The sequence below is a fragment of the Micromonospora sp. NPDC005291 genome (assembly GCF_040607415.1).
Lineage (GTDB): Bacteria > Actinomycetota > Actinomycetes > Mycobacteriales > Micromonosporaceae > Micromonospora.
This window is the reverse complement of the sequence record NZ_JBEXGR010000004.1, coordinates 386,483-398,606: the sequence shown is the minus strand read 5'-3', so window position 1 is coordinate 398,606 and position 12,124 is coordinate 386,483. Positions and strand designations below refer to the sequence as shown.

The window sequence follows — 12,124 nt, the reverse complement described above, 5'->3', positions numbered from 1 at the left end:
GGGGCCCCCAACGCACGGGGTGGGTCAGTCGTCACGGGCGATTCAACCGACCACGGTCCGAGGACATAGATCGCGCCCGCCCCGACCGCTAGTGCGATAACGCAACTGAGGATCGCCCGTAGCGTGCCGGAGAACCCGCCGCTCGGCTGAGAATTGCTCGCCACTGCGACAGGCTAGTACGGACCGGACGGCGTCCGCCCGGGGGTTGGCCCGCCGTCCCCCGGCCGATCAGTGACGTCAGCAGCCCGAACGGCCGTCGACGTCGCCATGGCCACCGCCGCCGCCCCGACCTGTCTGCCCGGCATGCCGTTGGAGGTACCCGGTCGGGATTGTCGCGGGTCATCTGCTCGATCAGTCCGGCCACGACTGGATCGACTGGTGGGCGGCCCGGCGATGCCAAGCCGGGTGAACGGGCGCCAACGCGGGTCACCGCGGCCGACCGCCGGTCGCAAACCGGGGTTCGTGTGCTTCGGGGTGTGCTCCTGGGCTGGGAGAACGGGGTGCGGGGAACGTGGGTGGACGTGGGCCACTCCCTGCCACCCCAGGTGAACCCCCAGGTCGCTAGACTGGGCCCTCGCGCCCCCGTAGCTCAGGGGATAGAGCATCGGTTTCCTAAACCGTGTGTCGCAGGTTCGAATCCTGCCGGGGGCACCTCGATACTCAGCAGAAACGCTATCTGAGCTGGCAATACGCACGCTGCTCGATCGTAGGTCGCGGAACAGGCGCGGAATGACCTTGAAGGCATCTGCCCAGGTCAGGCGACAAGGCCGGGGCTGACGGTGAACGCGGCCGCGCTCGCCGCGACGCGCGGGTGGCGGCACGAGTCGGCCGTGTTGCTCGAGGCCGCCGCCCGGCTGCGGGGCGCGCACGACCACACCGATGCGTAGGTCCGCGAGCTCACCCGCCGGGGGTCAAGCTGCGCTGGGCGGGGAAGAGTTCGCCGCGGCGTACGCGAAAGGCTGGGAGCTGGACGGGAAGACGGCCGTGACCGCCGCCGACCCGGCCCGGCACCCCGGGAACTCAGAGCGAACGGATGACGACGTCGGCGAGGTCGGCTTCGAAGAAGGCCTTCGCCTCCAGGAGTTCGGCAGCGGAAGAAGCTGCGCGAGCTTGTCGACATTGCCGCGGAGAAGGCTTGCCCGGCTGAGATCCTTTACCGATGCGACAAGTCACCGTGCTGGGTAGTTGTGGTGCCTTCCCCGAGCCAGGGCGTGCCTGTAGCGGTTTCGCCCTGGACTGGGACGGCTACCGTCTGGTGCTGGACCTCGGCTACGCCACGCTGCCGCGGCTGCTCGCGCACTGGCCAGACGGTGCAGTGGACGGGGTGGTCATCACCCACGAGCACCCCGATCACTGCATCGACCTGCATGGGCTGTTCCGGATGCGACTCTACGGTGGTTCTGCTGGACCACGACTGCCGTTGTTCTGCCCGCCGGGCGTGCTCGACCGGCTCGGCGGCCTGGAGCCCGACGTCGACTTGCGCGACGTCTTCGACGTGCACCTTCTGCCCGGCAGTTACCGGCTGGGGCCGTTCGATCTGACGGGACTGCTACTGCCGCACTTCGTGCCCAGCACCGGCATCCGTCTTCAGGCCGACGGGTTCGTCCTGGCCTACTCCGGGGACACTGGCCCGACGCCGCTGCTGGCTGAACTCGGCCGCGACGCCGATCTGTTCATCGTCGAGGCAACCGACCGTGCCGGCGAGGCCGGCCGGCCCGTACGCAATCTCATGACCTCCACCGAGGCCGGTCTCTGGGCTCGCCGGGCGGGTGCCCGCCGACTGATGCTCACCCACTTTTGGCCAGGCAATGACCGGGCTGTCGCAGTAGCCGCCGCGCAGATGGAGTTCGACGGTGTTGTGCTGGCGGCCGAAGAAGACCTCACCGTCGTACTCGGGACACCAGGCCGCTGATGGGCTCTGCGGCAGTCCATGCTGGACGGCACCGGACGTTGGTGGACCGCGTTGGCCGGTCCAGGCTGCACTCGCCCAGTTCAAAGCGCGTCCCCGCCGACAGTAGGGGTTTCCCCACCACCGAGATCATGGGTCGCCGTGTGTTCCGGAAGCGCCGCCTGAACCAGGCTTTCCGTTATGCGAAACAGTGATGTGACCGCCGCTCGTGGGCCGGTCGTCGAGATGCTCGACGTGACGAAGACCTATGCCGACGGGGGCGGTGTCCGGGCGTTGGATGGTGTGTCGGTCGCCTTCGAGGCCGGTTCGTTCTGTGCGGTGATGGGCCCGTCGGGCTCGGGGAAGTCGACGCTTCTGCACTGCGCGGCGGGCCTGGATCGGCCGGACAGCGGGCGGGTGCTCCTCGCCGGTGAGGACATCGGCAGGCTGCGTGAGCCGCGGCTCACCCAGGCGCGGCGGCAGCGGGTCGGGTTCGTCTTCCAGTCGTTCAACCTGATGGACTCGCTGTCGGTCTGGAACAACGTCCTGCTGCCGCAGCGGCTGGCCGGCGTACGACCGGATCGGGACTGGGCGTCCGAGCTGATGCGCCGCGTCGGGCTCACCGGACGGGAGAAAGACCGGCCCGGCCAACTGTCCGGCGGTCAGCGGCAGCGGGTCGCGCTCGCCCGCGCCCTCGCCAGCCGGCCTGAGGTCATCTTCGCCGACGAGCCGACCGGGGCGCTGGATCTGTCGACCGGCCGCGAGGTGCTTGGGCTGTTGCGCGAAGCGGTGGACGGCATCGGTACGACGATCGTCATGGTGACGCACGACCCGGCCGCGGCGGCGTGGGCCGACCGCGCGGTGTTCCTCGCCGACGGTCGGATCGTCACGGAACTCGCCGACCCGACCGCCGAGAAGGTCGCGGCGCAGATGATGGCGGTGACCGTCCGATGATGCGGCTCGCTCTCGGCACCCTGCGCCAGCATCGCGGCGCCTACGCGGGCACGTTCTTCGCCGCGTTGCTGGCCGTGGCCCTGTTCGCCGGCGGCGGTCTGCTGCTCGCCTCCGTGCTCACCGCGAAGCCGCCGGCCGACCGGTTCGCGGCAGCGTCGATCGTCGTGTCGGGCGACCGCGACGTCACCCTCGAAGTGGTCACCACCAAACAGAAGAAGGACAAGGTCAAGGTCAAGCGCAAGGTCAAGTCCGAGCGGCTCACGGGTGCCGGCTCGTTGCCGGCGGACCTCGTCGGCCGGCTGGGCAACCTTCCGGGCGTTGCGGCCGCGGTCGCGGACGTCGCCTTCCCGGCCCAGGCAGGTACGCCGGACGGACGTCCACTGCACGGTGCCGACGACGCTCCCGTGATCGGACACGGGTGGGCCTCGGCACCGCTGACCCCGTACTCGCTGCGCACCGGTGAGGCACCCGGCCCGGGTCAGGTCGTCATCGACGCCGACCTTGCCAGCCGTTCGGGCATCACGGTGGGCGGCCGTCTCGTCGTCACCACGAAGACCGGTGTCCACACCATGATCGTGTCCGGTGTCGCCGCACCGCCCGGGCGGGACGGGCTGCCCGCCCAGGGCGCGCTGTTCGTCGCCGACAGCGAGGTGGCGTCGGTGTCGGGGCTGCCCGGCCCCACCGCGGTGGCCGTCCTGGCGAGCCCCGGCACCGACGCGGTCGCGCTCCGCAACGCCGTCGAAGGGGTCGCCGGGGAAGCGCCCGTACTCACCGGTGCCGACCGGGTCCGGGCCGACCTGCCGGGCGCCCTGCCGGACTACATCGGTCCCATCTCGATCTTCGGCTTCGTCATCGGCATCACGGCGTTCGCTGCGGTCTTCGTCCTCACCGGCACGGTCACGCTCGGCGTACGCCAGCGACTGCGTGAGCTGGCCCTGCTGCGCACCGCCGGTGCGACCCCCAATCAGCTGCGCCGCCTCCTCGGCGTGGAAAGCCTCCTGCTCGCCGGGGTCGCCGCGCTGCCGGGCGTACCGCTGGGTGTGGTGTTCGCCCATGTGGTGGCCGCCCGGTTCCGGGAGTTGGGTGCGGTGCCGGCCCAGTTCGTCGTACAGACCAACGTGATTGTGCTCATCGCCGCCACGGCGGCCGGGATGCTCGTCACCTTCCTCGGTGCCCGGGTCGCCGGCCGTCGAGCGGTGCGGATCGCACCCACGCAGGCACTCGCCGAGACCGCGAACGCACCGACCGGTGGTCTCGTCCTGCGGGCCGCCTCCGCGGTGGTGACCACGGCCGGTGCAATCGCCCTGCTCGTCTTCGTTCCGCTCGACGGACCGCTCGGGATGGGCATGAGCTTCGTGTCGTCCGCCCTGTTGCTGTGCACCGTCGCGGCCCTGGGCCCGCTGCTGGCCCGGGTGCTGACGACGCCCGTGTCCCGCCTCGTCGGCGTCGGCGCGATCGGCTGGCTGGCCGGCCTGGTCACCCGGGCCGAGCGGCGACGGGTCGCGGCGGTCGCGGTTCCGCTCGTGCTCATGTTCGCGATCAATGCCACCATGCTGCTCAACAGTGCCCTGCTGGACGAACTGACCGGGCGGGAGCAGGCGGACCGGACCGCAGCCGCGACGGCGCAGGTGACCGCACCGGGCGGGCTGCCGCTCAGTACCGTCGAAAAGCTCCTTGCTCTCGACGGGGTGACAGGCGCGGCAGCGACGTTGCCGACGCGGGCGATCGTCGAGCAGGGTGGCAAGCCCGAGGACTATGCGACGCAGGGTCTGCTGGTCGCCGGCACCGAGGCCGCGCTCGACCTCGATCTACGCGCCGGGACGCTGCCGGGCACGGGCAGCTTCGCCGCCAGCGAGTACGTGACCGACCAGTACGGCTGGCGGGTGGGTGACGACGTGCGGGTCTGGCTCGCCGACGGCCACCAGGTCCAACTGCGCCTCGCCGGGGTGTACGCCCGAGCCCGGGGCTTCGGTGACCTGGCGCTTCCCGCGGACCTGGTGGCGGCACACGACCCGCGCGGCCTGGTCAGCACGGTCGGGCTGCGCTACCGCGGTGACGTCCCGGACCGGATCGCCGCCTCGTGGCCCGGCTTGCGGGTGACCCCCACGCTCGGTGCGGCACCCGCCGGGGACGGTCAGAACCAGCAGGGCGCCTGGGAACTCATGGTGGTCATCTCCCTCGGCTTCACGGCGATCGCGGTCATCAACACCTTCGCCATCGCCACCGCCGCGCGCCGTCGTGAGTTCGCCGACCTGCGGCTGGCCGGGGCGACGACCGGGCAGCTCCACCGGCTCGTCGGACGCGAGGCGATGATCACGGTCATCGTCGGGCTGACGCTCGGTGTCCTGGTCACCGCGATCGTGGTCGGCGCGTTCAGCACAGCGCAGGACGGCACGTTGCGGGTGTTCGTCAACGCTGGCACGTATGCGGGGATGCTCGGCGGTGTCGCGGCGCTGGGGCTGGTCGCGGGTGCCGTACCGGCCCGGGTCCTGCTGCGGCGGCGCAGTCTGCCGGCCCTGAGCGACGGACACTGACGGTGCGCACAGCCGGATCACCGCTCGGACCCGCCCTCCGGATCGTCGGGGGCCGGGTCCGGCCGGCGGTCGCGGTCCTGTGCCGACGCGCCGCCGGTAGGATCGCCGCGATGATCCGCACAACGGCGTCGGCGCTGGCGTACCTGGTCAGCAGCATCGTTGCCGGCTTTGTCGGTCTCGCCTGGAGCCTGTCGGCCAGCCTCGGCGTCGGCCTGCTGTCGATCACGCACCTCGGTGGCCCGGTGTTCCTCGGCGCGGCCTGGGTGACCCGGCGCCTCGCGGACCTGGAGCGGCACCGAGCCCGTTGGGTGCTCGGCACCGCGATCGTCGCGCCGTATCTGCCGACCGAGGGCGGCACCATCCGACAGCGGGTCAGCGCGGTCGCCGTGCAACCGGCCACCTGGCGTGACCTGGCCTGGCTGGTCGCGCTGTTTCCGCTGGGCCTGGCGGGCGGGATCGTCGCCATCGTGGTCACCGCCGTCGATCTCGGTGCCGTCGTGGCACCGGCGTGGGCGTGGGCGGTGCCGAACCCGCACGCACCGTTCCCGATGCGTCCGCTCATGACGACGGTGCCGGGCCGGTTCGGCCTGACCGTCCTCGGCGTACTGCTGTTGCCGCTCCTCGCGTGGTTCCTGCGGACCGTCGCACTGGCCCAGGCCCGTACGGCCCGGGCCCTCCTGGCACCCGGCGCGCACCGGCACCTGGTCGAGGAAGCTGTCCGCCTCGCACAGACCCGCCGTCGGGTCGTCGATGCCCAGGCCGCTGAGCTGCGTCGGATCGAGCGGGACCTGCACGACGGCGCCCAGGCCCGGATCGTGGCCGCCGGCATGACGCTGGCACTGGCCGCCCGCAAGCTGCGGATGGGTGCGGCCGCCGCGACCGACGTCGACCTCGCCCGCCGGCAGCTCGACGACGCACTCGCCGAGCTGCGCCGGCTGGTCCGCGGCATCCATCCGCCGATCCTCACCGACCGAGGGCTGCACGCCGCCGTCGCCGCCCTGGCCGGCGACAGCCCACTCGCCGTCGAGATTCGGGGCGACCCAGACGACCGTTACCCGCCGGCGGTCGAGTCGGCGGCCTACTTCGTCATCGCCGAGGGCCTCGCCAACGCGGGCAAACACGCCGACGCCCGGACCTGCGTCGTCACCCTCGCCCGAACCGCCGGCACGGTCACTGTCACGCTCACCGACGACGGACAGGGCGGCGCCGACCCGTCCGGCTCCGGCATCGACGGTCTGCGCCGCCGGGTCGAGGCACTCGACGGCCGGCTCACCATCACCAGTCCACCCGGCGGTCCAACCGTCCTGTCCGCGGAGCTGCCCCACTGATGCGCATCGTGATCGCCGAGGACCTGCTGCTGCTCCGGGATGGCATGGTGCGGCTGCTGACCGACACAGGTCACACCGTCGTCGCCGCCGTCGACACCGCCCCCGCCCTGCTGGCTGCCGTCACCGAGCACCGACCAGATCTGTCCATCGTCGACGTTCGACTGCCACCCGGCTTTCGCGACGAGGGACTACGCGCCGCTCTGACGCTGCGTGCCACGGACCCGGACACCAAGGTGCTCATCGTCTCCCAGTACGTCGAACGGGCCTACGCCGTGGAACTGCTCGCCGACGGCCGAGGCGGTGTCGGCTACCTCCTCAAGGACCGCGTGACCGCCCTCGATGATTTCCTTGACGCGGTGGAGCGGGTCGCCAACGGTGGCACCGCCCTGGACCCGGAGGTGGTGCGGCAGCTGTTCACCCGCAACAGCCGTAACCACGGGGTCGACGGGCTCACCGCACGGGAACGCGAGGTGCTCGGCCTCATGGCCCAGGGCCTGTCGAACGCGGCCATCTGCGCGGCGCTCGTCCTGGCGCCGGTGTCGGTGGAGAAGCACATCACCAACATCTTCGCCAAGCTCGATCTGCCCCCGGCCGAGGATGCCAACCGGCGTGTTCGTGCGGTCCTCGCCTACCTCAACCACTAGCGGCTCCCACCGCAGACTCCGAGCCGGTGGATCGGTGCGGTGCTGTTACCGGCCGCGCTGGCCCTGATCGTCACCCGCTCGTTCGTACTGAGCCGTGTGCCGCAGGTGCTTGTCCCCCGTGCGAGCTACCCGCAAGTGTCCACCGCACGGTGACGATTCCTCACCGGCGACTCCATAGCGTTTGACGTGGCCGCTGCGCTTCAGCCTCGGTCTCGTTGAGGGAGTCATCATGCGTCTGTTGAAACAGCTCGTGGCCGTTGCGGCGGTTGCCTTCGTCGGTGGTCAGGCCATCGTCGCGGTGGAGGGGAACGCCTGGCTCACTCTGGTCATCGGTGTGTTGACGGCCGTGGTCGCGGTCCTCGTCTACCGCTGGGTGGTAGGGCGTACCGAGCGTCGCGCGGTCACTGAGCTGGCGCGAGCCGGTGCCGGCGCTCGGATCGCCCGAGGGGCGCTGATCGGGTTCGGGATGTTCGCCGCGGTGATCGTGAACATCGCCTTCGTCGCCGACTACGACATCAACGGCCTGGGCTCGGTGTCGGGCGCGTTGGCGCTGTTCGGGTTCATGGCCGCCGCCGCGGTGACCGAGGAGTTGCTCTTCCGGGGCGTCCTGTTCCGCATCATCGAGGAACGCACGGGCACCTGGATCGCACTGGTGCTCACCGGCGTGGTGTTCGGCCTGATGCACCTGCTCAACCCCGACGCCAGCGTGTGGGGCGCGATCTGCATCGCGGTGGAGGCCGGCTTCATGCTCGCCGCCTGCTATGCGGCCACCCGCAACCTCTGGGTGCCGATCGGCCTGCACTTCGGTTGGAACTTCGCCGCCGGCGGCATCTTCAGCGTCGTGGTTTCCGGCAATGGCCAGTCCGAGGGGCTGCTGGACACCACGATGTCCGGCCCGACCCTGGTCACCGGCGGCGACTTCGGCCCGGAGGGCAGCCTCTACACGTTGGCGGCGGGTGTGGTGCTGACCCTGGTGTTCATGTGGTTGGCGCACCGCCGCGGTCACATCGTCCCGCGTCGCCGCCGCGCGGTCGACGTCCAGCCGGCGACGGCTACGGTTTCCTGATGATCGGCCTTCGGAGGGTCCCGGACTCGTGGCGGCGGTGGGACGTCACGGTCCGGGATTTCCCGGTGGCGCTGCTCCTCGCCCTCGCGTCGGTGGTGCCGGCGCTGCAGAACCACGGCACGCAGCTCGGGGATCTGCCGGCGCGCCCCTTCGACGCGCTGACCGTCGCGGTGCTCGCCCTGGAGTGCCTCCCGCTCGCAGTCCGCCGACGCTGGCCTGCCCTCTGCCTCGCCCTGGTGTCGGTCGGCTTCGTCATCGACCAGCTCCGCGCCTATCACACGGTCGCGGGCTCCGCGCTGGCCATCGCGCTGGTGAGCGCGGGGGCACACCTGGAACGTCGTCGGCGTACCACCATGGTCCTGGCCTCCGCCGCGTACGTGGCGTTGGCCGTGGCTCTCGACCGGCAGGGGTCGACCGAGGGCGTGACCGGGTTCGCCACTTTCTATCTGTTGCTGGTCCTGGCCTGGGGCATCGGAGCCTGGCTGCGGCAGGCTCGGGCCGCCGAAGCCGAACGCCGCCGCCACGTCGCCCTGACCGCCCGCACCGCCGAACGCACCCGCATCGCCAGCGAACTCCACGACATCGTGACCCACCATGTGACGGCGATGGTCGTGCAGGCCGAGGCGGCCCGCTACCTGACCGCCGCCCCCGAACGCCTCGACACGACCCTGACCGCCATCACCGACACCGGCCGCCGGGCCATCACCGACCTGCGTCACCTGCTCGACCTGCTCAACCCCGACCACAGCACCGATCCGCGTACGCCGTCCGTCGGCGAGCTCCGCGCCCTCGTCGAGCAGACCCGGCAGGCCGGGCAGCCCGTGGACTTCACCGAGGATGGCAGCCCGGCGGACACGACCGGCGGTGCCGAGGTCGCGGCCTACCGGGTGGTGCAGGAGGCGTTGACGAACGCCCTCAAATACGCCCACGGCATGCGCACCACTGTCCACGTGCACCACGGCGAGAGGGAGACCACTGTGGAGGTCAGCACCGAAGGTTCGGGCGCGTACGCCGGAGCCCCCGGCGGGAGTGGACGCGGCCTCGCGGGGCTCCGCGAACGGGTCGGCGTGCTGGGTGGCGAGTTCAGCGCGGGACGGCGTGCGGACGGCGCGTTCGTCGTACAGGCCCGCATTCCCACCGGGAACCCGTCGTGACGACGCCGATTCGGGTGCTGGTCTGCGACGACCAGGCATTGATCCGCACCGGCTTCGCGACGATCATCGGCGCTCAGCCCGATCTCGAGGTGGTGGGCGAGTGTGGGGACGGGCGTGCCGCGGTCGACCTCGCCAGCCGGCTGCATCCGGACGTGGTCGTGATGGACGTACGGATGCCCGTGCTCGACGGCATCAAGGCGACCCGCCTGCTGGCCGGTGCCGGAGTGGCCCGACCCGTCAAGGTGCTCGTGGTGACGACGTTCAATCTCGACGAGTACGTGTACGAGGCGTTGCGCGCGGGAGCAAGCGGCTTCCTGCTCAAGGACGCCCCTCCGACCCAACTGCTGCACGGTATCCGCACCGTCGCGACCGGTGCCGCGCTGCTGGCGCCCGAGGTGACGAGGCAACTCGTGGGACGGTACGCGGCGCGGATCCGTCCCGCCGAGGGCACACCGGACGACGTAGGGCTGACCCCGCGCGAACTGGAGGTGTTGCGCCTCATCGCCAACGGCCTGTCCAACAGCGAGATCGCCGCGACGTTGGTGATCAGCCAGGAAACCGTCAAGACGTACGTGTCGCGCATCCTCACCAAGCTCGACCTGCGCGACCGCGTGCAGGCGGTGGTCTACGCCTACCGCGCGGGCCTGGCCACCTGAGGCGCAGGTGCTGAGCGTCAGACCGCCGGTAGCTGCCCGGCTCGGGTGAGCACCTGGTCGACCAGGCCGTACTCCCGGGCCTGCTCTGCCGTGAACCAGCGGTCCCGGTCCCAGTCGCGTTGGATCTCGTCGAGCGTCCGTCCACTGTGCTGGGCGATCAGCTCCTGCATCGTCCGCTTCACGTGCAGCATGTTCTCCGCCTGGATGGTGATGTCGGAGGCGGTCCCGCCCATCCCGCCGGACGGCTGGTGCATCATGATCCGAGAGTGCGGCAGCGCGTACCGCTTGCCCGCCGTGCCGGCGCAGAGCAGGAACTGCCCCATCGAGCCGGCGAACCCGAGCGCCAGGGTGGCCACGTCGTTGCGGACGTAGCGCATCGTGTCGTAGACCGCCATCCCCGCGCTCACCGAGCCGCCCGGCGAGTTGATGTAGAGGTAGATGTCCCGGTCGGCGTCCTCGGCGGCGAGCAGCAGGATCTGCGCGCAGATCTGGTTGGCCGACTCCTCGGTTACCTCGGTGCCGAGGAAGACGATGCGCTCTCGCAGCAGCCGCTCGAAGACTTGATCGCCGAAGGACGGCTGCCCACCATCCAGCATCCGCACGCCGTACCCGATCATGTGCCGCCACCTTCCACCGTGCCGGCGGGCGGTGGGACCGCCCGGTGGACCGACCCCTTCAGCGTGCGCGCGAAGGCGTTGGTTGGCCCAGTGATTCTGCCGCCGGCAGATCCGCCGACGGCAGAACCGCGCGGCCTACGCGGCGGTCAGCCGCCGCCCACCAGCCTGGGCCGCGTCGCCGCTGGTCAGGAAGGGGGTACGCGGACCGGTGCGCAAGCCACCAGCGGAGGCCAGCGCGCCGAGGCGCAGGGTTGGCTCACCAACCTTCGGCACGCAGTGCAGGACCAGCCCGCCGGTGAGCGGACCCACCAGCAGGGTCGCGTTGCCGATCTCCCGTCGAGCGGCATCGACCCGCTCCAGGTGGGTCAGCGCGGCGCGCGGCGCGACCGGGAGGCGGGGCTCGACCCGGCGCATGTCATCGCGGGCCTCCCCGAGCAGGTCGGCGAGGCTGATGCCGAGCGCCCGGCAGATCGCCGCGAGCACCTCCGAGGAGGCCTCCTTGCGGCCCCGCTCCACCTCCGACAGGTAGGGCACCGAGACATCGGCCGACTCGGCCACCTCGCGCAGCGTGCGGCCCTGACGCTGGCGGTGGCGGCGCAGCACCCCGCCGATCACTCGTCGCAGTAACGACATACGGACCTCACCCTCGCGGTCGGGGAAACACCCCCATCATGCCCGTCTCCGGCGTTCCCGACCGACCCATGCGGGCCCGCGCCGCTCGACGGCACGGGCCCGAGGCCTCACGGGTGCAGGTGGGTGTGCCAGGCGGCCGGCTCGGCCACCAGCGTGATCGCCGGGAACAGCGCCCGGGTGCCACCGGTGGGAAGCAGCGCGTCGTCGTTGATCGTCACGGTCGCCCCATTGACGTCGTAGACGGTCAGCGACTCGTTGCCGTTCTCTCCACCGAACCGCGCCGGGTGTCCGTCAAAGGTGGTGTTCGGGTTGACGTACGCCTTGTCGGTGGGATCGGTGACGTTGCGGTAGCGGGAGACGCCGACGCTCAGCGTGCGGGCCCGCTGCCACCGCGGACCGCCGCTCGTCGATCAGCCGCCGGAGCAGCATGGTGCGTACGAGGGCGTCCAGGTGGTGGGCCTGCCGCGCTCGTGCCCAGGAGCGGTACAGCTCGGTGAGCACTCGTTGCAGGATGTCGTCGCCCCGGTCCCAGTCCCCGCACATCAGGTAGGCGGTCCGTCGCCACTGGACCATCCGGGATCGGACGTACTCGGTGTATTCGTCGTCGGCCTCGGCTCGCCGTCCGCCGCTCGTCGTCACGAGGGTTGCGC

At 71.1% G+C, this 12,124-nt stretch carries 11 protein-coding genes and 1 tRNA gene; 9 read left to right on the top strand and 3 right to left on the bottom strand.

Translation table 11 applies throughout. The annotated features are described in order from the left end of the window. The first annotated feature begins 578 nt into the window (after positions 1-578). The 9 genes from ABZT18_RS08545 to ABZT18_RS08505 all read left to right on the top strand — a co-directional run bounded on the left by ABZT18_RS08545 (position 579) and on the right by ABZT18_RS08505 (position 10,224). Positions 579-651 (top strand) — tRNA-Arg (locus tag ABZT18_RS08545). A 508-nt stretch (positions 652-1,159) separates the two neighbouring features. Beyond that, on the top strand, positions 1,160-1,912 hold the full coding sequence (locus tag ABZT18_RS08540) for an MBL fold metallo-hydrolase (protein WP_354995597.1): 753 nt from the start codon (positions 1,160-1,162) through the stop codon (positions 1,910-1,912). A 177-nt stretch (positions 1,913-2,089) separates the two neighbouring features. Then, on the top strand, positions 2,090-2,842 hold the full coding sequence (locus ABZT18_RS08535) for an ABC transporter ATP-binding protein (RefSeq protein ID WP_354995596.1): 753 nt from the start codon (positions 2,090-2,092) through the stop codon (positions 2,840-2,842). Then, positions 2,842-5,376: an ABC transporter permease gene (locus ABZT18_RS08530; RefSeq protein ID WP_354995595.1), complete on the top strand. Its 2,535-nt coding sequence runs from the start codon at positions 2,842-2,844 to the stop codon at positions 5,374-5,376. Before ABZT18_RS08535 ends, ABZT18_RS08530 begins: the two co-directional genes overlap by 1 nt. Positions 5,377-5,486: 110 nt before the next feature. Then, positions 5,487-6,704, top strand: a complete 1,218-nt coding sequence (locus tag ABZT18_RS08525; protein WP_354995594.1) for a sensor histidine kinase — start codon at positions 5,487-5,489, stop codon at positions 6,702-6,704. Then, positions 6,704-7,348: a response regulator transcription factor gene (locus ABZT18_RS08520; protein WP_354995593.1), complete on the top strand. Its 645-nt coding sequence runs from the start codon at positions 6,704-6,706 to the stop codon at positions 7,346-7,348. The genes ABZT18_RS08525 and ABZT18_RS08520 overlap by 1 nt, the downstream gene beginning before the upstream one ends. 229 nt (positions 7,349-7,577) lie before the next feature. Further along, on the top strand, positions 7,578-8,414 hold the full coding sequence (locus tag ABZT18_RS08515; protein ID WP_354995592.1) for a CPBP family intramembrane glutamic endopeptidase: 837 nt from the start codon (positions 7,578-7,580) through the stop codon (positions 8,412-8,414). Beyond that, complete coding sequence (locus tag ABZT18_RS08510; protein ID WP_354995591.1) at positions 8,414-9,568, top strand: histidine kinase; 1,155 nt, start codon at positions 8,414-8,416, stop codon at positions 9,566-9,568. Before ABZT18_RS08515 ends, ABZT18_RS08510 begins: the two co-directional genes overlap by 1 nt. After that, positions 9,565-10,224, top strand: coding sequence for a response regulator transcription factor (locus tag ABZT18_RS08505; RefSeq protein WP_354995590.1), 660 nt, complete (start codon positions 9,565-9,567; stop codon positions 10,222-10,224). Before ABZT18_RS08510 ends, ABZT18_RS08505 begins: the two co-directional genes overlap by 4 nt. 17 nt (positions 10,225-10,241) lie before the next feature. Here the strand turns inward: ABZT18_RS08505 and ABZT18_RS08500 are convergent, their stop codons facing one another. From ABZT18_RS08500 to ABZT18_RS08490, 3 genes are all read right to left on the bottom strand, one after another. Further along, complete coding sequence (locus ABZT18_RS08500; protein WP_354995589.1) at positions 10,242-10,841, bottom strand: ATP-dependent Clp protease proteolytic subunit; 600 nt, start codon at positions 10,839-10,841, stop codon at positions 10,242-10,244. A gap of 135 nt (positions 10,842-10,976) precedes the next feature. Continuing rightward, positions 10,977-11,474, bottom strand: a complete 498-nt coding sequence (locus ABZT18_RS08495) for a helix-turn-helix transcriptional regulator (protein WP_354995588.1) — start codon at positions 11,472-11,474, stop codon at positions 10,977-10,979. A 291-nt stretch (positions 11,475-11,765) separates the two neighbouring features. Further along, the gene (locus tag ABZT18_RS08490) at positions 11,766-12,113 is read right to left on the bottom strand and encodes a hypothetical protein (protein WP_354995587.1); all 348 of its coding nucleotides are present in this window, start codon (positions 12,111-12,113) and stop codon (positions 11,766-11,768) included. Positions 12,114-12,124 lie beyond the last annotated feature (11 nt).